The following is a 25,776-nucleotide window of genomic DNA, read 5'->3' as shown; positions in this document are numbered from 1 at the left end:
TCGGGTGCAGGAGGGTCAGGTGCACGAGTATCCCGGTCCGACTTCCTGACTGTACGTGGCCGTCATCTTGCCGCCCCCGCGCGAGTTCTCCTTCGCGCCCATCGGCTCCATATGGTCCGTGTTGTTGTAGAAGTCCTTGCGCGTCGCCTTGTCGGTGAAGCGCCCCTCCCGGTTCCAGTGGTCCACCACGGGGTCCAGGTGCTCGTACGTTACCGTTTTGTGGAACGGCTTGGGGTTCTCGGCGTTCGGGTCCCAGATCTTCCTGCCCTGGCCGTCGTACCAGTTCAGGTCCTCGCGCGGGATGCGCTTGCCGTCGGCGTCGAGCGGCGCCCGGCCCTGCGTCCGGCCCTCGTCCGTGTAGTGCTCCGTCATGTGGTCGTGCGTGGACTGGCGGTACTCCGTGCCGTACTGGTTGTTGCGGGTGTACTTGGGCCCCTCGTCGGTCTTCGGCGGCAGGCTGGGGTCGCGGCCGAACTTGTTGCCGTTGTTGGGGTCCTGCCAGTGCAGCCCGAGCGGGTCGGTCAGGGTGAACGGGTTCGGCACGTACGCGGTGTCGTTCGGCCCCGCGGTCAGGCCCAGCGGGTCGGGCGTGACGTACTGGCCGGTCCGCGGGTCGTAGTACCGCTGGTAGTTGTAGTGCCAGCCGGTCTCCTCGTCGGCGTACTGGCCGGGGAAGCGCAGCGGGCAGTCGACGCCGCCGTCGCCGCCCCCCAGCGCCTGCGGGGGCAGCGGGGCTCCCCACAGCGTGGTCCGCCGGCTCCACGCCAGCTCCCCGTCGGCCGACACGAGCTCGGCGGGCGCCCCCGTCAGGTCGGTGACGACGGCGTGGAAGCGGGCGTCCGTACCGGCGCGGTCCAACTGCGCCACCGGCAGGAAGCTGCTCGGCTTGTAGTCCCAGGAGGTGGACCGGCCGTCGGCGCTGATCTGCTCGATCAGCCGGGCGCCGTCCCAGACGAAGACCGTCTGCTCGACCGGCGCGCCGCCCGCGTCCACGCGCGCCTTCGCCGTCCGGCGGCCCGCGGGGTCGTAGGTGTACTGCCAGCGGGCCCCGTCGGGGGTGGTCGTCGCCACCAGCTGGCTCTGGCTGTTCCAGGTGAAGGTGCGCACCCGGCTCTGCCCGTTGAGCAGCCGGTGGACGCTGCGCACGATGCGGCCCTCCGCGTCGTGCTCGAAGGTGGTGCGCCCGCTGCGCCGGATGCGGTTGCCGGCGAACGCCCGGACCGCCTCCTCGCCGTCCGCTCCGGGGGTCTCGGCCCGCGTCATGTTGCCCGCGGGGTCGTACGAGTACCGCTCGGTCCACCCGCGCGCGTCGACCGCCGAGACCCGGTTCGCCGGGTCCAGGGTGAAGCGGCGGGTGCCCGAGGTCAGCTCGGCGACCGACGTCGGGACGCCGTCCGGCCGGTAGGTGTACGCGCGCTGCTGGAGCGGCTCCGCCGCCCGGTCGAGCCGCTGCTCGCTGATCCGGCCCGCCGGGTCCCAGGACTGGGTGAGCGACACGCCGCCCGGCAGGCCGCGGTGCGTCTCCTGCAGCGCCTCGTCGTAGCCGAACGTCATGCGGTGGCCGGCCGTCTCCAGCGCGGTCGGGCTGCCGACACCGTCGTAGGTCCAGGTGGACTCGACCCCGGTGGGCGTGCGCCGCCGGGTCCTGCGGCCCAGGACGTCGTACGCGTACGTGGTGGTCCTGCCGTTGACGCTCTCCCACAGCAGCGCGCCCGCGGCGTCGTACTCCCGCTCGACGGTGATGCCGGGGCCGGTCTCCCGGACGATGTTGCCGCTGATGTCGTAGGTGAGGCGGGCGGTGTGGCCGTCGTAGTGCGTCTCGACCGTGCGGCCGAACACGTCCCGCCCGAACCGGATGGTCTCGCCCGCGGCGTTGGTGCGGGCGATGAGCTCGCCCATCGCGTCCAGTTCGTAGCGCAGGACGCGGCCGGAGAAGTCGGTCTCCGACCGGACGCGGTTCGCCGCGTCGTAGGAGTACCGCCAGACCCGCTGCCGCGGGTCGGTCACGGTCAGCAGATTCAGTTCGCTGTCGAAGGCGTAGTCGTACCGGCTTCCGTCGGCGAGCTCGCGGGCCGTCGCCACACCGAAGGGGCCGACGGTGAAGCTCGCCGTGCGCCCGACGGCGTCGATGTGCGAGACGAGGTGCCCCTCGCCGTCCCACTCCCAGAACTCGCTCTCGCCGGTGCCCTGCTCGCGCCATACCGGGCGGCCCTCGGCGGTCCACCCGAAGCGGGTGACCTGCCCGAGCGGGTCGGTGAAGGTGCTGACCCGGCCGAAGGGGTCGCGCTCGATGGTGCTGACCGCTCCCCGGGCGTCGGTGAACTCCACGGGCAGCCCCGCGGCGTTGTTCCTGGACCGGCTGGTGCGTCCCATGGCGTCGGTGACGGCCGCCAGGGCGCCGACCGCGTCGTACGCGTACTCGGTCCGGCCGCCCGCCGGATTGACGGTGGACGTCACGTTGCCCGCGTCGTCGTAGGTGTGCAGCCAGGCCGTGCCGTCCGGCTCGACCGCCCGCACCAGTCGCCGGCGCTCGTCGTAGACCGCGCCGGTGGAGGCGCCGTCCGGGCGGACCGCCGCGACGATGTCGCCCTCCTCGTCGTACGCGTAGCGGGTGGTCGCGCCCAGGGCGTCGGTCTGGGCCACCAGGCGGTCGAACTCGTCCCACTCGTTGACCAGCGTCTCGCCGAGCGCGTTGGTCGACGAGACCAGCTGCATCCGCTCGTTGTAGCGGTACGTCGTGCTGTGGCCGAGCGAGTTGGTGTAGACGGTGCTGCGGGCCTCGTCGTCGTAGGTGATCGAGCAGCTCAGGTAGCCGTCCTGGCCCACGCCGCTGACGCAGCGGTCCGCCGGGTCGTACTCCCAGCCGTACCAGCGGCCGGCGCGGTCGGTGCGCCGGACGACCCGGCCGTCCGCGTCGTACTCCAGCCGCTCGGTGTTGCCCAGCGCGTCGGTGACCTCGGTGAGGTCGCCGTTGACGCTGTAGCCGTACCGCCGCAGGACGGTGCCCTCGGGGCCGTCCTCCGTGCCCAGCAGGCGCAGGGCGGTGATGCGGCGGTCGAAGGTGTCGACGGCGAGGTGGTAGCCGCCGCTGTGGCGGACGGCGAGCGGGGTCCCGTCGGCCGCGCGCTCGATGTCGATCCGGTTGCCGTTGGCGTCCGATATCGCGGTCAGCCCGAGCGACATCAGCCCGGCGGGCGCGCCGGTGGGGGAGTCGACCGGCGTGAAGTGCCGGACGATCCCCGAAGCCGGATCGGTGATCCGGATCTCGCCCTCGGGTGTCCCGTCCCACTCCAGGGGCCAGCGCGGACCGCGCGTCGGCATGATCGGCCCGCCGGGCCGCGGCACCGGGTAGACCAGCATCATCGCGTCGTCGGCGGCGAAGACCAGGCCGTCGCCGTCCGCCTCCAGCCGCTGGTCGAGGGTGGAGGACCAGGACGGGCCGAACCAGCGGCCGGTGCGGTAGGACGACACGTGGGTGCGGGTCAGCAGCAGCGTGAGGATCCCGGCCAGCGCGACGTCCCGGTCGGCCAGCAGCATCTCGCCGGAGATCATGTCGATGGGGTCGCCGCCCTTGCAGCGCCCGGAGAACGGCTTGCCTGCCGCGATGTCGTCCTTCGCGCCCCGGCGCAGCGAGGTGAAGACGTCCTTGAACGCCTGGCCGCCCTTGCGGACGCTGTTGGCGATGTTCTCCAGCGCCTTGCCGCTCTTGAGGAGCGCGGGCAGGCTCTTCGCCATCTTGGCGAGGCCGCCGAGGGTGGTCAGGCCCTTGAACATGGGGATGCAGTCCAGGGCGGCGAAGGCCACGTCCCAGAGGCTGGCTTTTCCTTGCGCGTACTTGATGAGGGTGTCGGCGAGCACGACCAGCGCCGCCGCCAGCACCAGCCAGGCCAGCGGGCCGCCGATGATCAGCACGATGATGCCGAGCACGGCGACGATGACCTTGCAGACGGCGACGATCTCGTCCCAGTGGTCGGCGACCCAGTCGACCGCCTTCTCCCACCAGTGCTTGTTCTTGATCCCGGCGTCGGAGGCCTCGTGCAGGGCGTGCTCGGCGGTGCTGGCAGCGGTGTCGCGCAGGTGGGCGGCCTGGGCGGCCAGCTCCTTCGCCGCGTCCAGGCGCTGCTGCGCCTCGTGGACGGCTGCGTTGGCGGACTTCTGGGCGTTCGACGCGTCCAGCGCGTTGCGGGTGGCGGTCCGGACCTCCTCCGCCGACGGCGGCTCCACGCCCGGCTTGGGGTCGGCCTGGTACTCCTTGGACTTGTCGCCCGCCCGCTTCACCCAGTCGTTCGCGTTGCCCTGGGTGGTCTTGGCGGCGTCGAGGTCCTGGCGGGCGGTCCGGCCCTGGGCCAGCGCCCGGTCGGCGTCCGCCTGCGCGGTCTCCAGCTTCGGCCAGTACGCCTCCAGGGCGCCCGACGCCAGCCGGTAGGACTTCTCCAGCTTCGTCAGCTCACCCGGCAGATCACCGAACTGCTCCCGGTACGCGTCGGCGGCCAGACCCGCCCAGTCCTGCACCGCGTTGTTGCCGCTCAGGCCCTTGACGGAGCGGAGCGCCGAGGAGACGTCGTCCGCGAAGTCGCCCAGCTTGCGGGCCAGCTCCTTGACCTCGTAGGGGTCGCCCGGGACCGGATCCCGGTCCAGGTCCAGCACATGCCAATCCGTCGGCCGATTCGCCACCGTCCAGCTCCCCCACGAGTGATCAACTTCGGCTCGATTCTCGCATCGCCCACCCAGGGGGGACGCCAGGGGGACCCCGTTTGTTGACAACCTGTTACTCCGGCACCACCGCCCCCATCACGCACGCGAAGGGCCCCGGGCGGATCGCCCGGGGCCCTTCGGTGTCTTCGGTTGTCGCGCCGCGCGGGGCGGCGGCACCGTCACTGCTCGGCGCGCGCCTCGCGGCGGTTGTTGCGGAACGTGTTCACCCGGCGCGTCGTCGCGAAGCACGGGATGACCGCCGCCGCGAGGATCTGCAGCGCCGCGCCGGTCTGGAGCAGCAGGTGCCCGCCCGGTACGTCCAGCGTCCAGGCCGCCAGGCAGCCCATGCTGATGAAGATCCAGGCCAGCGTGATCAGCGCGAGCCGACCGCGGGGCTTGGGGTACTCGACGCGGCTCATCATCAGCCACGCCACGCCCACGATCGCCAGCAGCGTCGGGATGAACGGCAGCTCCAGCAGGACGACGGAGACGACCGTCATCGCGCCGAAGGGGCTCGGCATGCCCTGGAAGACCCCGTCCCGCACCGTGGTGCAGGAGAAGCGCGCGAGTCTGAGGACCACGGCGAGCAGGACCACGACGGCGGCGACCGCCGAGACCCGGCCGTGCGCGTCGTCCGCGACCAGCCCCCACACCACCACGAAGTAGGCCGGTGCGAGGCCGAAGCTGATCAGGTCCGACAGGTTGTCCAGCTCGGCGCCCATCGCGGAACTGCGGAGCTTGCGCGCCACCAGCCCGTCCAGGAGGTCGAAGACGGACGCCATCAGCATCAGCGTCACGGCCGTCGCGGCGTTGTGCCGCGCCATGCCGCCGTCGGCGGTGCCCATGAGGTGCGGCACCAGCACGCCGGTGGTCGTGAAGTACACGGCCATGAATCCGCAGATGGCGTTACCGAGAGTGAGCGTGTCCGCGATGGACAGCCGCGTGGAGAGGGGGAGGTCGTCGACCTCTTCCTCCAGCTCGGTCACCCAGGGAGCCTGAGTATCGGGATCAATCACGGTCAAGACGAGTCACCCCAGCCATGGTGGTCTGTCCGACCTCGACGTCGGGCAGGACGCCCTCGGGGAGGTAGATGTCGACGCGGGAGCCGAAGCGGATCAGTCCGATGCGCTCGCCCTGCTCGACCTTGGTGCCCGAGGGCACGTAAGGAACGATACGGCGGGCCACCGCGCCGGCGATCTGCACCATCTCGATGTCGCCGAGTTCGGTGTCGAAGTGCCAGACAACGCGTTCGTTGTTCTCGCTCTCCTTGTTGAACGCCGGGACGAAACCGCCGGGGATGTGTTCCACGGAGGTGACGGTGCCCGCGAGCGGTGCACGGTTCACATGGACGTTCAGTGGGCTCATGAAGATCGCGACGCGGGTGCGCCCGTCCTTCCACGGCATGATGCTCTGCACCACGCCGTCGGCCGGTGAGATCACCCGGCCCTGAGCGATCTCTCGCTCAGGGTCACGGAAGAACCACAGCATGCCCGCGGCCAGGGCGGTGGTGGGTACGGCCACGGTCGCCCAGCGCCCGGAGCGGCGGGCTCGGGTGAGGCTGACGGCCGCAGCGGCGACGGTCGGGAGGAGCCACGGCGACGCTCCGCGCGCGAGGCGGACCCGGCCGCGAGGTGCAGAGGAATGGCTGTGGGGCATGGAAGACCTTCGTAGCGGAGGATGCCGCAAGATGGTTCTGGGGACGGCGGCTTTACCAAGATGGTATCGGGTGGCACCCACAACTCGGCAAGCGCGAGGGCGAGTCGATGGCCGGTACGCGATGACTCGGTGTGACCTTCACCTCGAATATATCGCTTATATCAGGACATTCAGCCCTGAATACGATACTCCTCCAGCAGCCTGCGGCCAATGATCATTTTCTGGATCTCAGCGGTACCTTCACCGATGAGCAGCATCGGGGCCTCCCGGTAGAGGCGCTCGATCTCGTACTCCTTCGAGAAGCCGTACCCGCCGTGGATGCGGAAGGCGTCCTCGACGACCTCCTTGCAGTACTCCGAGGCCAGGTACTTCGCCATGCCGGCCTCGAGGTCGTTGCGCTGGCCCGAGTCCTTCTTGCGCGCGGCGTTCACCATCATCGTGTGGGCGGCCTCCACCTTCGTCGCCATCTCGGCGAGCTTGAAGGAGATCGCCTGGTGCTCGATGATCGGCTTGCCGAAGGTGTGGCGTTGTTGCGCGTAGGAGATCCCGAGCTCGAACGCGCGCTGTGCGACTCCGCAGCCGCGCGCCGCCACGTTGACCCGCCCGACCTCGACGCCGTCCATCATCTGGTAGAAGCCGCGACCGCTCTGACCTCCGAGAACGCGGTTCGCCGGGACCCGGACGTCCTCCAGGATCAGCTCGGTCGTGTCGACGCCCTTGTAGCCCATTTTCTCGATCTTGCCGGGCACGGTGAGGCCGGGGACCGTCGGGTTCGGGCCGAAGCCCGGCTCCTTCTCGATGAGGAAGGTCGTCATCGACCGGTGCGGCTTGGCGGCCGCCTCCTCCGGGGACAGGCCCTCGTCGGTCTTGCAGAGCACCGCCACGAGGTTGGACGAGCCGCCGTTCGTCAGCCACATCTTCTGGCCGTTGACGACGTAGTCGTCGCCGTCGCGGACGCCCTTGGTGCGGATCGCGGAGACGTCGGAGCCCAGTCCGGGCTCGGACATCGAGAAGGCGCCGCGCACTTCGCCGGCGGCCATCCGGGGCAGGAAGTACTCCTTCTGCTCCTGCGTGCCGTGCTGCTTGAGCATGTAGGCGACGATGAAGTGAGTGTTGATAATTCCGGACACACTCATCCAGCCGCGGGCAATCTCCTCGACGGTGAGGGCGTATGTGAGAAGAGACTCACCAAGGCCCCCGTACTCCTCGGGAATCATCAGCCCGAAGATGCCAAGTTCCTTGAGGCCCTCAACGATTTCGGTGGGGTACTCGTCGCGGTGTTCGAGCTCCGTGGCGACCGGGAGGATCTCCTTGTCCACGAAGCTGCGGACGGTGGAGAGGATCTCCCGCTGGATGTCGGTCAGCCCGTCGGTCTGAGCGAGACGAGACATGTCAGTTCTCCTGCAGGTCGGGGCGGCCGGGCTGCTCGCCGCCGCGTTCCTTGATGTACGTGGCGGTGGGGACCATGACCTTGCGGCGGAAGACGCACACCAGGGTGCCGTCCTGCTTGTAGCCCTTGGTCTCGACGTGGACGATGCCGCGGTCGTCCTTCGACTTGGACGGCCACTTGTCCAGGACGGTGGTCTGGCCGTAGATCGTGTCGCCGTGGAACGTCGGCGCCACGTGCTTGAGCGACTCGACCTCCAGGTTGGCGATGGCCTTGCCCGACACGTCCGGCACGGACATGCCCAGCAGCAGGGAGTAGATGTAGTTCCCCACCACGACGTTCTTGCCGAAGTCGGTGGTGTTCTCGGCGTAGTTCGCGTCCATGTGGAGCGGGTGGTGGTTCATCGTGAGGAGGCAGAAGAGGTGGTCGTCGTACTCGGTGACCGTCTTTCCGGGCCAGTGCTTGTAGACGGCACCGACCTCGAACTCCTCGTAAGTGCGACCGAACTGCACCGTCATACCTCCAACTTGTTCGCGAGCCGGATCTCGTCCACGATCCGGCCGATGATCTCAGTGATGCCGAAGTCCTTCGGGGTGAACACCGCCGCCACGCCGGCGGCACGCAGTGCCGCGGCGTCCGCCGGGGGGATGATCCCACCGGCGATCACGGGCACGTCGTCCACGCCGGCCCCGCGCAGCCGCTCCAGCACGTCCGGCACCAGCGCCGCGTGCGAACCCGACAGGATCGACAGGCCCACGCAGTGCACATCCTCGGCCACGGCCGCGGAGACGATCTGCTCGGGGGTGAGCCGGATGCCCTGGTAGACCACCTCGAAGCCCGCGTCGCGGGCCCGTACGGCGATCTGCTCGGCACCGTTGGAGTGCCCGTCCAGGCCCGGCTTGCCGACCAGCAGCCGCAGCTTGCCGCTGCCGAGCTCCGCGGCCGTCGCGGCGACCTTGCGGCGCACCTCGGCCAGCGGGGTGCCGGCCTCGGCGGTGACCGCCACCGGGGCGCTGCTGACGCCCGTGGGGGCGCGGAACTCGCCGAAGACGTCCCGCAGCGCCCAGGACCACTCGCCGGTCGTCACACCGGCGCGTACGCACGCCAGCGTCGCCGCCATCAGGTTCTCGCTGCCCGCCGCCGCGGCCTTCAGCGCCGCCACCGACTCCTGGGCGCGCTGCTCGTCGCGGTCGTCCCGCCAGGAGTGCAGCGCGGCGACGACGCGCGCCTCGTTGGCCGGGTCGACGGTCATGATGGCGGTGTCGAGGTCGGCGGTGAGCGGGCTGGGCTCGGTGCCCTGGTACGAGTTGACGCCGACGATCTTCTCCTCGCCCGACTCGATGCGCGCGCGGCGCTCGGCGTGCGACGAGACCAGCGCCGACTTCAGGTAGCCGGACTCGACGGCGGCCATGGCGCCGCCCATCTTCTCGATGCGCTCCATCTCGGCGGTCACCTCGCCGATCAGCTCGGCGACCTTCGCCTCGACGACATGGCTGCCCTCGAAGATGTCCTCGTACTCCAGCAGGTCGCTCTCGTGCGCGAGCACCTGCTGGATGCGCAGGCTCCACTGCTGGTCCCAGGGCCGGGGCAGGCCCAGCGCCTCGTTCCAGGCGGGGAGCTGCACGGCGCGGGCGCGGGCGTCCTTGGAGAGGGTGACGGCCAGCATCTCCAGGACGATGCGCTGGACGTTGTTCTCCGGCTGGGCCTCGGTCAGGCCGAGCGAGTTGACCTGCACGCCGTAGCGGAAACGGCGCTGCTTGGCGTTCTCGATGCCGTACCGCTCCCGGGTGACGGTGTCCCAGAGGCGGCCGAAGGCCCGCATCTTGCACATCTCCTCGATGAAGCGGACGCCCGCGTTGACGAAGAACGAGATGCGGGCGACCACCTCGCCGCGGCGGTCCTGCGGGATCTGCCCGGACGCGAAGACCGCGTCCAGGACGGCGATCGCGGTGGACATCGCGAAGGCGATCTCCTGGACCGGCGTGGCCCCGGCCTCCTGCAGGTGGTAGCTGCAGATGTTGATCGGGTTCCACTTGGGGATGTTGTTGACCGTGTACGTGATCATGTCGGTGGTCAGCCGCAGCGACGGGCCGGGCGGGAAGACGTGCGTCCCGCGCGACAGGTACTCCTTGACGATGTCGTTCTGCGTCGTCCCCTGCAGCTTGGTGATGTCCGCGCCCTGCTCCTCGGCGACCACCTGGTACATCGCCAGCAGCCACATGGCGGTGGCGTTGATGGTCATGGAGGTGTTCATCCCCTCCAGGGGGATGTCCTGGAACAGCCGCCGCATGTCACCGATGTGCGAGACCGGGACGCCGACCCGGCCGACCTCGCCGCGGGCGAGGATGTGGTCCGGGTCGTAGCCGGTCTGGGTCGGCAGGTCGAACGCGACGGACAGGCCGGTCTGCCCCTTCGCGAGGTTGTTCTTGTACAGCTCGTTGGACGCCTCGGCGGTGGAGTGGCCGGCGTACGTCCGCATGAGCCACGGACGGTCCTTCTCGCGCCGCGTCATCAGATGTTCCGGAAGCGGTTGATCGCCGGCAGGTGCTTCGCACGCATCTCGTGGTCGGTGACGCCCAGGCCCTCCTGCGGGGACAGCGCCAGGACGCCGACCTTGCCCTGGTGGAGGTTGCGGTGCACGTCGTACGCGGCCTGGCCGGTCTCCTCCAGGGTGTACGTCCGCGACAGCGTCGGGTGGATCTTGCCCTTGGCGACCAGCCGGTTCGCCTCCCACGCCTCGCGGTAGTTGGCGAAGTGCGAGCCGACGATCCTCTTGAGCGACATCCACAGGTACCGGTTGTCGTACTCGTGGGTGTAGCCCGAGGTCGAGGCGCAGGTGACGATCGTGCCGCCCTTGCGGGTGACGTACACGCTGGCGCCGAAGGTCTCGCGGCCCGGGTGCTCGAAGACGATGTCCACGTCCTCGCCGCCGGTCAGCTCGCGGATCCGCTTGCCGAACCGCTTCCACTCGCGCGGGTCCTGGGTGTGCTCGTCGGACCAGAACTTGTAGCCCTCGGCGTTGCGGTCGATGATCGCCTCGGCGCCCATCGCCCGGCAGATGTCGGCCTTCTTGTCGCTGGAGACCACGCAGATCGGGTTGGCGCCGCCGGCCAGCGCGAACTGGGTGGCGTAGGAGCCGAGGCCGCCGGAGGCGCCCCAGATCAGCACGTTGTCGCCCTGCTTCATGCCGGCGCCGTTGCGGGACACCAGCTGGCGGTAGGCGGTGGAGTTGACCAGCCCGGGGGAGGCGGCCTCCTCCCAGCTGAGGTGGGCGGGCTTGGGCATCAGCTGGTTGGACTTGACGAGCGCGATCTCGGCGAGGCCGCCGAAGTTGGTCTCGAAGCCCCAGATGCGCTGCTCGGGGTCGAGCATCGTGTCGTTGTGGCCGTCGGAGGACTCCAGCTCGACCGAGAGGCAGTGCGCGACGACCTTGTCGCCCGGCTTCCAGGCGTTGACGCCGGGGCCGGTGCGCAGCACGACGCCCGCGAGGTCGGAGCCGATGACGTGGTAGGGCAGGTCGTGCCGCTTGGTCAGCGGCGAGAGCTTCCCGTACCGCTCCAGGAACGAGAACGTGGAGACCGGCTCGAAGATCGAGGTCCACACGGAGTTGTAATTCACCGAGCTGGCCATGACGGCGACGAGGGCCTCGCCGGGACCGAGTTCGGGGACCGGCACGTCGTCCAGGTGCAGGGACTTGCGCGGGTCCTTGTCACGGCTGTCCAGGCCGCGGAACATCTCGGCCTCGTCCTTGTGGACGGTGATGGCGCGGTAGGACTCCGGCAGCGGCAGGGCCGCGAAGTCGGCGGCCGAGCTGTCCGAGCTGTCCGACGCGAGGATCGCGTCCAGAATTTCCTTCACGGGGTGCCTCCGGCGAAGCGCGACGTAGAAAGGCTTGAGGGAACGTCGGCGAGGGCTGACGGGTGACTGGTGCCGTCGGTTCGGCGGGGGTACTGCTCCCGTGACGGTCGCACGGGTGGAAACGGCCCGCGCGGTGGCGCGGTGTTTCCCCGGACGGATCCGGGGGTGCCTGTGACGCAGGCGTCCGGGCCTTTGGGGACAGACGGCGTGCGTGGGATATGCGGCCGCCCGCCCGGACACTCCCCCAGCTGACGCTGGGAGGTGCCCCCAACGTTATGGCACGCGGTGCCACTCGTAAAGACACTGCGTGCCAACAATTTCTCTCAAGTGTCATCCCGGCGCCACAAACGAGCAACAGCGGCCGCCCGGATCGCCCGGACGGCCGCTGCACGGTTGCTCTGAGGGGGCTGGGCGGGCGGTCAGCCGCCCCGCAGCGCCTTCTCGATGATCCGCATCACTTCGGCGGGAGAGGCGTCGGTACGCGCCACCGTGACCACGACCTCGCCGGTCCGCGAGACCGCCGCGACGGGCGCCTCGGGGGCCCCGGTGGGGCGGCCGACCCCTATGCCGGTGCCGAACGTCACCTTGATCACGTCGAAGGCGTGGTCGAGCTGCGCCTCCACGTCCCCCTTGCCGCCGGCCCGCAGCCAGCGCCGCAGCACATGGTTGTGCGCGGCCACCACCGCGGAGGCGGCGACCTCGGCGAGCAGCGGGTCGTCGTCGCCGTCATGGTGCGCCGACTCGTCGAAGTGACCCAGCAGGTAGCGGGTGAAGAGCCGCTCGTAGCGCGCCACGGAGGCGATCTCGCGCTCGCGCAGCGTCGGCACCTCGCGCGTCAGGCGGTACCGCTCCACGGAGACCTCGGGCGACTCCGCGTACATCCGCAGGACCTCGGTGATCCCGCGGCAGACGGTGTCCAGCGGGTGCTCCTGGGGCTCCGCGGAGTCCAGGACGGCCTGCACCCGCACCAGGGTGTCGTCGTGGTCCGGGAAGATGGCCTCTTCCTTGGACCGGAAGTGCCGGAAGAACGTCCGGCGGGCCACCCCGGCCGCCGCCGCGATGTCGTCCACGGTCGTCGCCTCGTACCCCCGGGACGCGAACAGGTGCATCGCGGACGCGGCGAGGTCCTGGCGCACGCGGTGGCGCTGGGCCGCGGCACGGCGGCCGTTCGCCGTCGCCGGCGCGGGGCCTTCTGCGGTGGACTTCGTCGCGGACTTGAGGGGCTGGGCCATACGTGGAACGTACTCCATGGCCGGGCCCGCGCGGGACGTGCGGGGCGGCCGGGACGGCCCTCGCGGGCCGAGCAGGCCGCCCCAGCCGCCCTCATGATCAACGCCGGGCATACTCGCGGAAGCCGCGGCCCGTCTTGCGGCCGAGGCACCCCGCCGACACCAGGTGCTCCAGCAGCGGCGAGGGCGCCAGGCCCGGGTCGCGGAACTCCCGGTGCAGCACCTGCTCGATCGCCAGGGAGACGTCCAGGCCGACCACGTCCAGCAGCTCGAACGGGCCCATCGGGTACCCGCCGCCGAGCTTCATCGCGGTGTCGATGTCGGCGACCGTCGCGTAGTTCTCCTGGACCATCTTCACGGCGTTGTTCAGGTACGGGAACAGCAGGGCGTTGACGATGAACCCGGCCCGGTCCCCGCAGTCCACCGCGTGCTTGCGCACCTTCGCGCACACCTCGCGGACGGTGGCGTGCACGTCGTCCCCGGTCAGGACGGTACGGACCACCTCGACGAGCTTCATGGCGGGCGCCGGGTTGAAGAAGTGCATCCCGATCACGTCCCGCGGACGGGCGGTCGCGCGGGCGATGGCGATGACGGGCAGCGAGGAGGTCGTGGTGGCGAGCACCGCGCCGGGCTTGCACACCTCGTCCAGCGCGGTGAACAGCGCCTGCTTGACGGCGAGGTCCTCGGCGACCGCCTCGACGGCCAGGTCCACGTCGCCGAAGGCGTCGTACGAGCCGGCCGGCGTCACCCGGGCGACGGCCGCGTCGCGCTGCTCCTGCGTGAGCCGGCCCTTGGCGACCGAGCGGTCCAGGGACTTGGCGAGCCGGGCCACCGCCTGGTCGGCCTTCTCCTGGGAGCGGGCGGCCAGCACGACGTCGTAGCCGGCCTTCGCGAACACCTCGGCGATACCCGTCGCCATGGTGCCGGACCCGGCGACGCCGACGCTGCGCACGTCACGGCCCGCGGCGCCGGCCGCCGCGGCGGTGTCGGGGGTCAGGGCGTCGGCGACCACGGTCTCGCTGCCGGGGGCCTGGTAGGTGTAGAAGCCGCGGCCGGACTTGCGGCCCGACAGGCCCGCCGCGGCCAGCTGGCCGAGGATCGGGGCCGGGGCGTGCAGCCGGTCGTGGGACGCCTCGTACATCGCCTCCAGGACGGTCTGCGCGGTGTCGATGCCGATCAGGTCGAGCAGCGCCAGCGGGCCCATCGGCAGGCCGCAGCCGAGCCGCATGGCGGCGTCGATGTCCTCGCGGGTCGCGTACTTCGACTCGTACATCGCCGCGGCCTGGTTGAGGTAGCCGAACAGCAGGCCGTCGGCGATGAAGCCGGGCCGGTCGCCGACCGGGACCGGCTCCTTGCCGAGCGCGCGCACCAGTGCCGTCACCGAGGCGGTCGCCTCCGGCGAGGTCAGGACGGTGGAGACCACCTCGACCAGTTTCATGGCGGGCGCCGGGGCGAAGAAGTGCAGCCCGAGGACGCGGTCCGGGCGCGAGGTGTGCGAGGCCAGCCGGGTCACCGACAGGGCGTTCGTGCCCGTCGCGATGATGGCGTCCGGCTTCACGATCAGGTCGAGCGCCTCGAACACCGCCTGCTTGGCCTCGAACTGCTCGTTGACGACCTCGATGACGAGGTCGGCCTCGGCGGCCGCCTGCAGGTCGGGGAAGGTGCGGAAGCGCGCGAGGGTGTCGGAGCGCTCGGCCTCGGTGATCCGGCCGCGCTCCACGGCGCGCGCGGTGGAGCGGTCCAGGGCCGTGACCGCCCCGCGGGCGGCGGCGTCGCTGGTGTCGATGCCGATGACCTCATGGCCCGCGCGGGCCATGACCTCGGCGATGCCGGCGCCCATGGTGCCGAGGCCGACGACGGCGACGGTGGGGAGACCGAGGGATGGCAGGGGACTGCTGCTGGACGGACGGTCCATCGCGAAACTCCAGATGCTGAGGAGACCGACGCTGCCGACAGGCGCGCGCGGCTGAGGAGTTGGTGGAGTCGCGGGCCACGGAGAAGGGGTGGATGCCCGCAGGGGGGTGAAGGGCGGGCCCTGTCCCGGGGCCGCGCCGCGATGGTGCCGAACCGACGTGAAGCTACTGAAGTTACTGCGTACCGCGTGGTGGTGCGTGCTCGCAGCGCCACGGGTGGTGCGCTCCGAGCCGTGCGCGGCAACTGCGTCACCAGGCTGCCGTGCACGTTGGTCCGAGGGTAACCGGCCAGTAACCTGCGCGCCAGACCACCGCCCATGTGATCTGTACCGCGTACAGATGAGCGCGCCGTAGGCTGGGCGGGTGGATTCCGCAGCGCGCGACGAACTGGCCGGCGTACTCACCGCACCGGGACAGCCCTTGGACGCCCGACAGGCCGCCGCCGTGGCGCTGGCCGCGGCGGGCGACCGCAGGGCCTTCGAGACCCTCGCCCTGCTGCTCAACTACCGCGAGCCCGCCCGGGCCGAGAGCGCCGCAAGCGCCTTGGCCCAACTGGGGGACCCGCGCACCGCGCGGGCCGCCGCGGCGCTCGCGACCAACCCGCTCCGGGTCGCCTACGCCGTACCGCCGATCCGGCTGCTGGTACGGCTGCGGGCCCCGGAGTCCGTCCCGGCGCTGATCGAGACCCTGGACCGGCTGCTGGCCGAGCGGACCCTCGCCTGGGAGGCCGTCCCCGCCTGCGTGCAGGGCCTGGGCGAACTCGGCGACCCCCGGGCGGCCCCGGTGCTGCGGGCCGCGCGCGCCCACCCGAGGCTGCGCGAGGCCGCCACCGCGGCCCTCGAGCGGATCGGCTGCTACGAGCCGGACGCCCCCGGCCCCTCCGACGCCCCCGGCTCCTCCAGCCCCTCCGGTGACGTGCCGCTCACGTAGCGGACCTCGCGCAGGAACACGTCGCCGTACTCCTCCTCCTGCTCCGCGCCGTCGGCCACGAAGCCCGCCTTCTCGTAGAAGCGCCGGGCGCGGACGTTGTCGGCCAGCACCCACAGCCGCAGGCGGGGGAAGCCGCGATCGGCCGCGCGGGCGCGCACCGCGCCGATGAGCGCGCGTCCGGTGCCGGTGCCGATCCGGTCCGGCCGCACGTAGATCGCGTACAGCTCGCCGTCGCCCGGCTCGGCGCCCTCGCCCCGGTACGGGCCGTGCGCGGCCCAGCCGGTGACCCCGGTCGCGTCGGACGTCACGAGGTTCTCCACCCGGCCGGTGTCGCCGGCGAACCATTCGCGGCGCCGGGCCGCGTCCTGCGGCGCCGACATCGCGTCGAGGTAGCCCTGCGGCACGATGCCCGCGTAGGCGCTCTGCCAGCCCCGCACCCGCAGCGCGGAGACGGCGTCGATGTCGGCGCCCGTCATCACTCGAACCTCCGTCATGGACAGGAGGTTAGAGCAGCGACAGCTGGGTCGGGCCCTCGGCGTCCGCCGGGGCCGCGGGCGCGGGGACGGAGCGCAGGGTGCCGCCGCGGGACGGGCCGATGCCGAACTCCGTGGCGAACTCGTTCACCTGGCGGGTGATGCGCCGCTGGTACCACTTCGGGGCGTACGAGCCGTCCGCGTAGAGCGACTTGTAGCGGCTGAGCAGCCGCGGGTGGTGCACGGACAGCCACGCCATGTACCACTCGCGGGCGCCCGGCCGCAGGTGCAGCGCGAGCGGGGTCACGGAGGTGCCCCCGGACTCGGCGATGGCGCGGACGGCGGCGCGCAGCTGCTCCGGGGAGTCGCTGAGGTACGGCAGGACCGGCGCCATCAGCACGTGGCAGCGGATGCCGTTGTCGTTCAGCGTCCGGCAGACCTCCAGCCGCTTGGCCGGGGAGGGGGTGCCGGGTTCGACCGTGCGCCACAGGTCGCGGTCGAGGAAGCCGACGGAGACCGCCGTGGAGACCTCGGTGACCCGGGCCGCCTGCCGCAGCAGGTCCAGGTCGCGCAGGATCAGCGAGCCCTTGGTGAGGATCGAGAAGGGGTTGGCGTGGTCGCGCAGCGCGCCGATGATGCCGGGCATCAGCCGGTAGCGGCCCTCGGCCCGCTGGTAGCAGTCGACATTGGTGCCCATGGCGATGTGCTGCCCCTGCCAGCGCGGCCCGGCGAGCTCCTTGCGCAGCAGGTCGGCCGCGTTCACCTTGACGACGATCTGCGAGTCGAAGTCGAGCCCGGTGTCGAGGTCGAGATAGCTGTGGGTCTTGCGGGCGAAGCAGTACACGCAGGCGTGACTGCAACCCCGGTACGGGTTGACCGTCCAGTCGAACGGCATCTGCGAGGCGCCCGGCACCCGGTTCACGATCGAACGGGCCCGTACCTCGTGGAAGGTGATGCCGCGGAATTCGGGGGTGTCGAAGGTCCGGGTGACCACGTCCGTCCCGAACAGTGCGGGCGTGGTGGCGGCCTCGTCGCGGCCCAGGTTGTCCCAGCGCATGACGCCCTCCTCAGTAGCTCTCCAGCATAATAGAACATAATTTCGATTAGCGGGTGTGGTTGGCTTGGCCGGCACATGCGGGCACGGACCGGAGGAGAAGAAATGGCGCAGGTCGAGGCCACCACCCAGCGGGTCATCGAGGCGGACGCGGAGCGCGTGTACGACGCGCTCGCGGACTACGCGGGCACCAGGAAGACGCTGCTCCCCGAGCAGTTCAGCGAGTACGAGGTGCGCGAGGGCGGCCATGGCGCCGGCACGCTCGTGCACTGGAAGCTGCAGGCGACCAGCAAGCGCATCCGCGACTGCCTGTTCGACGTCACCGCGCCGACCGCGGGACAGCTGGTCGAGGCGGACCGCAACTCGTCGATGGTCACCACGTGGACGGTCACCCCGGCGGGCACCGGCCGCTCCAAGGTCGTCTCCACCACCACGTGGGACGGCGCCGGCGGCGTCGGCGGCTTCTTCGAGCGGACCTTCGCACCCAAGGGTCTCGGGCGCATCTACGACGCGGTGCTCGCGAAGCTCGCCGCCGAGGTCGAGACGGCGAAGTAGCCGTCCACCACGCCCTCTTCGGGTTCGATCGTTCACTGATACGGGTGGTTCTGCATCGCTTCGGAGAATCGTCGCGCTTGTTCGTCGTTGTCGCCTAATGCGGGATTGAGTGACGGATCGGGCGCGACGAGGGGAGCGGCACGTGGGCGGAACCACTCTGGTCGAACGGGCCGGGAGGTCCGGGCGGGCCGGTCCGCCGGACGGCGACGCGGCGACCGGTCCCGGACCGGCCGCCGCCCCGCCGCCCGGCGAGGACGGCCCGTCCGGTTCGGCCACCGGCATCCCGCCCGCCGACCTCACCCCGCGCCGGGTGCGGCTGGTCTTCCTCGGCCTGATGCTCACGCTGCTGCTCGCCGCGCTGGACCAGATGATCGTGGCGACCGCGCTCCCGAAGATCGTCGGCGAGCTGCACGGCCTGGAGAAGATGTCCTGGGCCGTCACCGCGTACCTGCTCGCGTCCACCATCGGCCTGCCGATCTACGGCAAGCTCGGTGACCTCTTCGGCCGCAAGCGCGTCTTCCAGTTCGCGATCGTCGTCTTCGTCGTCGGCTCCGCGCTGGCCGGTGCCTCGCGCACCATGGACCAGCTGATCGCTTTCCGCGCGGTGCAGGGCGTCGGCGGCGGCGGGCTCATGATCGGCGTGCAGGCGATCATGGCGGACATCGTCCCGCCCCGCGAACGCGGCCGCTACATGGGCCTGATCGGCGCCGCCTACGGGGTGGCGTCCGTCGCCGGGCCGCTGCTCGGCGGCTTCTTCACCGACCACACCAGCTGGCGCTGGTGCTTCTACATCAACGTGCCGTTCGGCCTGTTCACCCTCGCCCTGATCAGCGTCGTGCTGCGGCTGCCCCGTCCGACGATCCGGCCCCGGCTCGACGTGCTCGGCGCGCTGCTGCTCGCGGCCGGCTCCACCTGCCTGGTGCTGCTCACCAGCTGGGGCGGCACCACCTACGCCTGGCGCTCGGAGATGATCGTCGGCCTCGGCGCCGGCGCGCTGGCCAGCGCCGCGCTCTTCGTCGTGACCGAGCACTTCGCGGCCGAACCCGTCATCCCGCTGCGGCTCTTCCGCGACGGCGTCTTCAACGTCACCGCGCTGATCGGCGCGACCGTCGGCGTCGCGCTCTTCGGCGCCGCCAGTTACCTGCCGACCTTCCTGCAGATGGTCGACGGCGCCAGCGCCACCGGCTCCGGGCTGCTGATGCTCCCGATGATGCTCGGCGTCGTCCTCGCCTCCGTCGCCTCCGGCCAGCTGATCAGCAGGACCGGCCGCTACAAGGTCTTCCCGCTGCTCGGCGGGGCGCTCTCCGCGGTCGGCATGTGGCTGCTGTCCCTGCTGGACGCGCAGACGTCCCGGCTCGAGTACAGCGCCTTCATGGCGGTGCTCGGCCTCGGCATCGGCCTCGTGCTGCCCGTCCTGGTGCTCGCGGTGCAGAACTCGGTGCGCCCCACCGACATCGGCGCCGCGACCAGCGCCAACAACTACTTCCGGCAGATCGGCGGCTCCGTCGGCGCCGCCGTCTTCGGCACGCTCTTCGCCAACCGGCTGGCCGACCAGCTGGCCGCGGAACTACCGCGCGGCGCGCACCTGCCGGACCCCCAGTCGATCACCCCGCAGCTGGTGCGCGGCCTGCCCGCGGGGCTGCGCGACGGGTACGTGCAGGCGTACGCCGCCGCCATGCCGCGGATCTTCCTCTACCTGGTGCCGGTGCTCGTCGCCGGCTTCCTGCTCGCATTCCTCCTGAAGGAGAAACCCCTGGTGACCCAGTACGGCCCCGTCTCCGACACCGTCCCCCCGGCCCGGGCGGGTGCCGTGCGGACCGCCGACGCCGGGGGAGTCCCCGTCTGCGGCACCGTCCAGCACTCCGACGGCACGTCGGTGGGCCGGGCCGCGCTCACCCTGATCGACGTCACGGGCCGGCAGATCGGCCGGGGGGCGACCGGCGAGGACGGGCGGTACGCGCTGAGCACCCCCGGCACCGGCAGCTACGTGCTGATCGCGGCCGCCGGCGGCCACCAGCCGCAGGCCGTCAGCGTGACGGTCGGCGACCGGCCGGTCGAGCTGGACGTGGTGCTCGGCGGCGCCGGCCGGCTGGCCGGCACGGTCCGCACCGCGGACGGCACCCCGGTCCGCGACGCCATCGTGACGCTCACCGACGTCCGCGGCGACGTCGTCTCCAGCACCCGCAGCACCCACGAGGGCGGCTACGTGCTGAGCGACCTGGTGGCGGGCGAGTACACGCTCGCCGCCAGCGCCCCGGCCTACCGCCCGGCCGCGCTGCCGGTCTCGGTGCAGGCCGCCCGGGAGAGCCGGCAGGACGTCGAACTGGCCGGGGGCGCGGTGCTGCGCGGCACCGTACGGGCGCCCGGCGGCCGGGTGGTCGAGGACGCCCGGGTCACGCTGCTGGACGCGGCGGGCAACGTGGTCGACTCGGTGACGACGGGGGCCGACGGGCACTTCCGCTTCGTCGACCTGGCGGCCGGCGAGTACACCGTGATCGCCGCCGGCTACCCGCCGGTGGCCACCGTCCTGCAGGTCGCGGGCGGCGGTCGCACCGAGCGCGACCTGCAGCTGGGCCACGAGGACTGACAGCGGGGCTCACGAGGACTGACAGCGGGCTCACGGGGACGCGGGCGCGGACGCGGCACGGCCCTCCCGGAGCACCGGGAGGGCCGTGGAAACCGTGGGAGCCGTGCGCCGGGGGCGCCCGGGGTCAGTCCTTGTCGTCCTTGCAGGGCGTCCCGCGGGACAGCGAGTAGCGCCCGCCTATCCGGTACGTGCCGGGGGTCGGGGCGTAGAGCCGCGTCCAGTCGCCGTCCTGGGCCAGGCAGCCGTGGTCGGAGTCGGTCGCTCCGGCGATCCCGAGCCACGGCGACCACGGGATGCGCAGCAGCACGGGGCCCGCGGTCGGAACCTCGACGACCAGCTCGGCCGGGCCCGCCTGGCGGACGATCGACGGGGGCGCGGCCATCGGCTGGGCGCCGGTCACGCTGTACAGGCGCCAGTGGTCGTCCTGCCAGACCGGCTGCAGCCAGTCGTGCCCGGCCGCGACGATCTTCGCCTCCGCGACGGCCGCGCCGTCCGGTTCGTCCGACGGCAGGACGACGTAGCCGACGCCCCAGTGCTGCAGCCAGGCCAGGTAGGTGGCCGGGGTGAGGGTGCCGTCGTAGAAGAGCGGGTTCCGCTCGACGTCCGCCTGCCGGTTCCAGCCGCGCGCCAGGTTGACGTGGGGCGCTATCCCCGACGCCTCCCAGTGCGAGCGCAGCGGGACGACCTCGACGCGGCCCCGGTCGGCCCCGACCCGGGCCAGCTCGTCGATGAGGCCCTGGGCGTGCTGGATGGTCCCCGACACGGGGGCGGTGTTGACCAGGTCCGTGACGGGTTTGGCGACCTGCCAGACGGCGACGGCGAGGAACGCCGTGAAGATCACGAGGGTCTTGCGGCCCCGGTCGGAGCGGCCGACCGCGACGGCGAGCAGCGCGGTGCCGCCGAAGAGCAGCGACAGCCGCTCCACGTTGCTGCCGATCGGCGACGGGATCGCCCAGGTCAGCGCTATGCCCGCGGCGTACACCCACGAGCCGGTGCGCAGCGTGCGCCAGGCCTTCGGCGCCAGGAAGGCCACCAGGACCGCGGTGGCCAGCGGCAGCGCCGCGAAGTACCAGGTGAAGGGCTGCACCCCGTAGAAGGGGAAGAGCAGCGAGGTGCCGCCGACCACGATCGGCGGGCTCACGGCCAGGATGTACGCGTGCTTGCGCCGCTGGGTCAGGAACAGGGCGCCCGCCAGCACCTCGATGAAGAGGCCGGCCACCGGGCTGCACATGGTCGCGAGCGCGCCCAGCGCGGAGGCGCCGACGATGCGCGAGGTGCGCTGGTCGGTCTCGGGCAGCACCAGCGCGGTGGCGGCGAGCGCGAAGAGCATGCCCAGCGCGAACGTCACCCGGCCCGAGGCCACGTCGCACCACAGGGCGAACGCCGTCCACAGGGCGGGCAGCATGGGCCGCCGGATCCGGTAGCGGATCAGCAGGTGCGCGGCGACGGTCGCGGAGAGTGTGCCCGCGATCACCGCGGTCGTACGGACCCCGAGCCACGCCATGATGTACGGCGACAGGATGCTGTACGAGGCGGGGTGCATCCCGCCGTACCAGGACAGGTTGTAGGCGGAGTCCGGGTGCTCGCGGATGAAGTCCGTCCAGGCGAACTGGGCGGCCATGTCCCCGGCGTCCTTGGCCAGGAACAGCGCCCACACGATGTGCAGCACGGCGGCGAACAGCGTCGCGGCCACGACGGGCCGTCGCGGGTCCGCCAGGCGGAGAAAGGACTTGGGGCGCTTGTCGGCGGCCCAGCCCGCGGTCTCCCAGGTGGTCAAGAGTTTTCTCTTCCAGTCGCGGGTCCTACGTGCTCCGGCTGGATCCCCACCCCCGCCGGAGTCGAACTCGCACCACGGATCTGGAGTTCGAACAGAGAGAAAGGACGCTAGCACGTGTCCGGGGGGCGCTCTCGCGCGGGCGTGCGCCTGGATTCGGGCATTGCCCTTCGCGGCACCCCGCTCCGGTCGTACGGTGGTACAGGTGCCGCAGATCTTGCGCCGGGGCGGGGGTCCCGGACCGGTCCTGTGACGCGGCTCCCAGGGAAGGAGCCCACCCAGCCATGGACCGCCGCACTGCTCCGGGGCTGTCCGGACGGATCCCCCTCGCGGTGATCGTCGTGGACGGCGCGGGACTGGTATCGCACTGGAGTACCGGTGCACGCAAGCTCTTCGGCTGCTCCAGGGAGGAGGCCGTCGGCCGTCCCGCGGTGGACCTGCTCCCGGTCTCCGGGGCCCTGGACAGCGCGGTCGCGGACGAGGGCGGTGCCGACGACTTCGGCCCCGAGCTGGACGCGTCGCTCAGCGGCGAGACCGCGTACCCGACCGCGGGCCGGGCCCGGCTCTTCGACGACTGCCACGGCGGCGGGGACCGCGCGGGCGGGCCGGTGGACGTCCTGTGGTGGGCCTATCCGCTCGTCGGACCGGGGCCCGAGCGGCTGCTGGTGCTGGCGGCCGACGCGGGCCAGGTGCATCCCCGGCCGGAGGCCGGCCAGGAATCGGCCGCGGACATGACACCCGGGGAATTCGAACGGATCGCACCGGGATTCGCGCTGCACACCGAGTTCGCCGGAGCCGACCAGCTCGCCAAGCGGCTGCCCGAGATCCTGCCGAGCATGAACCCGGCGGAGAGCGCCCGGATCGTCTACCAGGTGCTGGAGCTGGGCTATCCGGTGCTGGAGTTCAGCCGGCACGACCGGGTGCCGGTCACCCCGGACTGGGGCGTGCCCAGGCGCGACGAGCGGCGGGCCAGGCGGCTCGCCGCCGCGGCGGCCGCCCAGGTGGACCCGCAGGCCGCCGCGCCGGCCGACCTGGCGCCCGACCTGGAGTACGCGGCGGTGCGCGAGCACCTGGAGTTCCTCAACGAGGTCAGCGCCCGCATCGGCACCTCGCTGGACCTGGCCCGCACGATCCAGGAGGTCAGCGCGGCCGTGGTGCCCCGCTTCACCGACGTCGCCGGCTCGTACCTGCGCGAGCAGGTGCTCGCCGGCGAGGGCTTCCCGGACGGGCCGCCGGACGTCACCACCATGTGGTACCGGGTGGCCGTCGAGCACACCGACGAGCCGGGGCGCTGGGACGACGTGGTGCCGGTCGGCGAGTCGATGCCGTTCCCCGAGCACACCCCGTTCTTCCAGTGCATGACCAGCGGGCAGCCGGTGCTCATACCGCGCATCTCCGAGGAGATGGGCAACGCGATCGCCGCGCAGTTCGAGAAGCGCGACATCAGCCCGCTGATCAACAACCGGTCGATGCTGGTGGTGCCGCTCAAGGCCCGCAACGTGGTGCTCGGCTTCATGATCCTGCTGCGCCACCAGGACCGGCCGGTCTTCAACGACATGGACCGGGCGACGGGCGCGGAGTTCGCCGCCCGCGCCGGCCTGGTGCTGGACAACGCGCGGATGTACACGTTCCAGGAGAACGTGGCGGACACCCTCCAGGACAGCATGCTGCCGCAGATCACCCCGCGGATGCCGGGCTGCGACGTGGCCACCCGCTATCTGCCCGGGACCCGGATGGGCCGGGTCGGCGGCGACTGGTTCGACACGATCAAGCTGGCCGGCTCGCGGCTGGCGCTGGTGGTCGGCGACGTGATGGGGCACGGGCTGAACTCGGCCGCGATGATGGGCCAGCTGCGCACCGCCGTGCAGACCATGGCGGCGATGGGCATGCCGCCCGCGCAACTGCTGCGCAATCTGGACGACCTGGCGCAGCGCCTGGGCGAGCACTACCTGGCCACCTGCCTGTACGCCGTGTACGACCCGATCGGCTCCGAGCTGGTGATCTCCAACGCCGGGCACATCCCGCCGGTGCTGGTGCGGGCGGCCGACGGGCGCAGCGAGCTGCTCGACGTGCCGACCGGAGCGCCGATCGGGGTGGGCGGCATCCCGTTCGAGACGGTCACGGTGCGGGTCGCGCCGGGCGACCGGCTGGTGCTGTGCACCGACGGGCTGGTCGAGGTGCGCGGGCAGGACATCGGCGCCGGGTTGGCCGCGCTGTGCGAGAGCGCCGCGCACCCGGCGGCGTCGATGGACGACGCCTGCGACACGATCATCCGCGCGCTCAACCCGCGCGGCGGGCGCAAGGACGACGTCGCGCTGCTGATGGCGCGGCTCAACGGGATCCCGCGCTCCGACGTGGCGACGTGGCAGCTGGCCCGCGATCCGCGCGAGGCCGCGAACGCCCGCCGGCTGACCCGCGAGACGCTGCGCGAATGGGGCCTGGAAGAGGCCTCGGAGACCGCGGAGCTGCTGGTCGGCGAGCTCGTGACCAACGCGATCCGGCACGCGGACACCAGGGAGGTGGAGCTGCGCCTGGTGCGGGCCGACGCGCTGCTGTGCGAGGTGACGGACGACGACCACTCGGTCCCCGTCCTGCTCAACACCGGCCCCGAGGACGGGTACGGGCGGGGCATGCGCATCGTGAGCCGGCTGGCGCGGCAGTGGGGTACGAGCCGTTCGGCGCGGGGCAAGACGGTCTGGTTCGAGCAGACGCTGCCGCGGTCGGCGGCACGACGGCGGCGCTGAGGGGGCGGCGGAACCGTTCTGCGCCGGTCCGCCGGTCCGCCGTACCACCGGGTCGCCGCGTCATCGCACCACCGAGTCACCGAGTCACCGAGGTTTCGGTCGCATCCTGGGGAGTCCCGAAATGAACGTGTCCGGCACATACACGCAGGCCTGGGAGAGCTTCTGGCGCGACGCGCCACCGGCGGCCGGTGCGGTCTTCTGGGACGCGGACGCGTCCCTCACGGCCGCCCTGCAGGTGCCGCTCTTCGAGCCGTACTTCGACGCCGGGCTGCCGGTCGTCGACCTGGGGTGCGGCAACGGCACCCAGACCCGGTACCTCGCGGAGCGCTACGACCGGGTGGTCGGGGTGGACCTGTCCGAGGCGGCGATCGCCCTCGCGCGCCGCGCGGACCCGCACGGCATCGCCGAGTACCAGCAGCTCAACGGCGCCGACCCGGCCGCGGCGCGCCGGCTGCACGGGGAGATCGGGGACGCGAACGTCTACATGCGCGGTGTGCTGCACCAGTGCGCGCCCGCGGACCGGGAGCCGCTGCTGGAGAGCATCGCGATCCTGCTCGGCGGGCGGGGGCGGGTGTTCGCGGTCGAACCGTCGGCGGCCGCGAAGGGCGTCCTGGCGGGCCTGGCCCAGGCTCCCGGCGGCCCGTCGGCCAAGCTGGGCGCGGTCTTCTCGCACGGCCTCACACCGGGCGAGGTGGCCGACGAGGCGGTCCCCGGCTACTTCGCGGCGGCGGGTCTCGACCTGCTGGCGCGCGGCGCGCAGCCGCTGGCGACGACGGAGTTCCGGCCGGACGGCACGCGCATCGAACTGCCGTCGAACTGGCTGGTGGCGGCGGCCGGATCCCAGACGCCGCCCGGGTCCCAGGAGGTCTAGACCACTGTAGTTGTCCACAGGCCTGGCACGCGTCGATCGAAACCGCGTAG

17 protein-coding genes are annotated in these 25,776 nt (G+C 71.7%); 5 read left to right on the top strand and 12 right to left on the bottom strand.

What is annotated here, in order from left to right:
• Positions 1-15 precede the first annotated feature (15 nt).
• From ABZ721_RS20180 to ABZ721_RS20140, 9 genes are all read right to left on the bottom strand, one after another.
• A complete protein-coding gene (locus tag ABZ721_RS20180; protein WP_358789994.1) occupies positions 16-4,674 on the bottom strand; it encodes an RHS repeat-associated core domain-containing protein in 4,659 nt (1,552 codons plus the stop codon).
• Positions 4,675-4,874: 200 nt separating this feature from the next.
• Entirely contained in the window at positions 4,875-5,717 is an 843-nt protein-coding gene (pssA, locus tag ABZ721_RS20175; protein WP_358789993.1) for a CDP-diacylglycerol--serine O-phosphatidyltransferase, read from the bottom strand.
• Positions 5,704-6,351 (bottom strand): phosphatidylserine decarboxylase, encoded by a 648-nt coding sequence (locus ABZ721_RS20170; RefSeq protein WP_138355546.1) that lies wholly within the window; start codon positions 6,349-6,351, stop codon positions 5,704-5,706. The genes pssA and ABZ721_RS20170 overlap by 14 nt, the downstream gene beginning before the upstream one ends.
• Positions 6,352-6,521: 170 nt before the next feature.
• Positions 6,522-7,742 carry an acyl-CoA dehydrogenase family protein gene (locus ABZ721_RS20165; protein ID WP_358789992.1) on the bottom strand — a complete coding sequence of 407 codons (1,221 nt, stop codon included), beginning with the start codon at positions 7,740-7,742 and terminating at the stop codon, positions 6,522-6,524.
• A gap of 1 nt (position 7,743) precedes the next feature.
• Positions 7,744-8,250 carry a MaoC family dehydratase gene (locus ABZ721_RS20160; protein WP_358790030.1) on the bottom strand — a complete coding sequence of 169 codons (507 nt, stop codon included), beginning with the start codon at positions 8,248-8,250 and terminating at the stop codon, positions 7,744-7,746.
• Between the two features lie 2 nt (positions 8,251-8,252).
• A complete protein-coding gene (locus ABZ721_RS20155; protein WP_358789991.1) occupies positions 8,253-10,250 on the bottom strand; it encodes a protein meaA in 1,998 nt (665 codons plus the stop codon).
• Complete coding sequence (ccrA, locus tag ABZ721_RS20150) at positions 10,250-11,596, bottom strand: crotonyl-CoA carboxylase/reductase (protein ID WP_358789990.1); 1,347 nt, start codon at positions 11,594-11,596, stop codon at positions 10,250-10,252. Before ccrA ends, ABZ721_RS20155 begins: the two co-directional genes overlap by 1 nt.
• A gap of 419 nt (positions 11,597-12,015) precedes the next feature.
• A complete protein-coding gene (locus ABZ721_RS20145) occupies positions 12,016-12,828 on the bottom strand; it encodes a TetR family transcriptional regulator (RefSeq protein ID WP_358789989.1) in 813 nt (270 codons plus the stop codon).
• A gap of 97 nt (positions 12,829-12,925) precedes the next feature.
• On the bottom strand, positions 12,926-14,740 hold the full coding sequence (locus ABZ721_RS20140; protein ID WP_358789988.1) for a 3-hydroxybutyryl-CoA dehydrogenase: 1,815 nt from the start codon (positions 14,738-14,740) through the stop codon (positions 12,926-12,928).
• Between the two features lie 361 nt (positions 14,741-15,101).
• Between ABZ721_RS20140 and ABZ721_RS20135 the strand changes: the two genes are divergently transcribed.
• Positions 15,102-15,668 (top strand): adenylosuccinate lyase, encoded by a 567-nt coding sequence (locus ABZ721_RS20135; RefSeq protein WP_358789987.1) that lies wholly within the window; start codon positions 15,102-15,104, stop codon positions 15,666-15,668.
• Here the strand turns inward: ABZ721_RS20135 and ABZ721_RS20130 are convergent.
• Both ABZ721_RS20130 and ABZ721_RS20125 read right to left on the bottom strand, forming a co-directional pair.
• Complete coding sequence (locus ABZ721_RS20130; RefSeq protein WP_358789986.1) at positions 15,593-16,162, bottom strand: GNAT family N-acetyltransferase; 570 nt, start codon at positions 16,160-16,162, stop codon at positions 15,593-15,595. The two genes, ABZ721_RS20135 and ABZ721_RS20130, sit on opposite strands and share 76 nt — an antisense overlap.
• Before the next feature lie 10 nt (positions 16,163-16,172).
• A complete protein-coding gene (locus ABZ721_RS20125; protein ID WP_358789985.1) occupies positions 16,173-17,198 on the bottom strand; it encodes an Rv2578c family radical SAM protein in 1,026 nt (341 codons plus the stop codon).
• Positions 17,199-17,300: 102 nt separating this feature from the next.
• Between ABZ721_RS20125 and ABZ721_RS20120 the strand changes: the two genes are divergently transcribed.
• On the top strand, positions 17,301-17,750 hold the full coding sequence (locus ABZ721_RS20120; RefSeq protein ID WP_358789984.1) for an SRPBCC family protein: 450 nt from the start codon (positions 17,301-17,303) through the stop codon (positions 17,748-17,750).
• Positions 17,751-17,892: 142 nt separating this feature from the next.
• Complete coding sequence (locus ABZ721_RS20115) at positions 17,893-20,337, top strand: MFS transporter (protein WP_358789983.1); 2,445 nt, start codon at positions 17,893-17,895, stop codon at positions 20,335-20,337.
• A gap of 124 nt (positions 20,338-20,461) precedes the next feature.
• Here the strand turns inward: ABZ721_RS20115 and ABZ721_RS20110 are convergent, their stop codons facing one another.
• Positions 20,462-22,114, bottom strand: a complete 1,653-nt coding sequence (locus tag ABZ721_RS20110) for an MFS transporter (protein ID WP_358789982.1) — start codon at positions 22,112-22,114, stop codon at positions 20,462-20,464.
• Positions 22,115-22,395: 281 nt separating this feature from the next.
• Between ABZ721_RS20110 and ABZ721_RS20105 the strand changes: the two genes are divergently transcribed.
• Both ABZ721_RS20105 and ABZ721_RS20100 read left to right on the top strand, forming a co-directional pair.
• Positions 22,396-24,855, top strand: coding sequence for a SpoIIE family protein phosphatase (locus ABZ721_RS20105; RefSeq protein WP_358789981.1), 2,460 nt, complete (start codon positions 22,396-22,398; stop codon positions 24,853-24,855).
• A gap of 121 nt (positions 24,856-24,976) precedes the next feature.
• A complete protein-coding gene (locus ABZ721_RS20100; RefSeq protein ID WP_358789980.1) occupies positions 24,977-25,726 on the top strand; it encodes a class I SAM-dependent methyltransferase in 750 nt (249 codons plus the stop codon).
• The last annotated feature ends 50 nt before the right edge of the window (positions 25,727-25,776 follow it).

The organism is Streptomyces sp. NPDC006733, assembly GCF_040636125.1.
Classification (GTDB): Bacteria; Actinomycetota; Actinomycetes; order Streptomycetales; family Streptomycetaceae; genus Actinacidiphila.
This window is presented reverse-complemented; position numbering and strand designations above follow the sequence as displayed.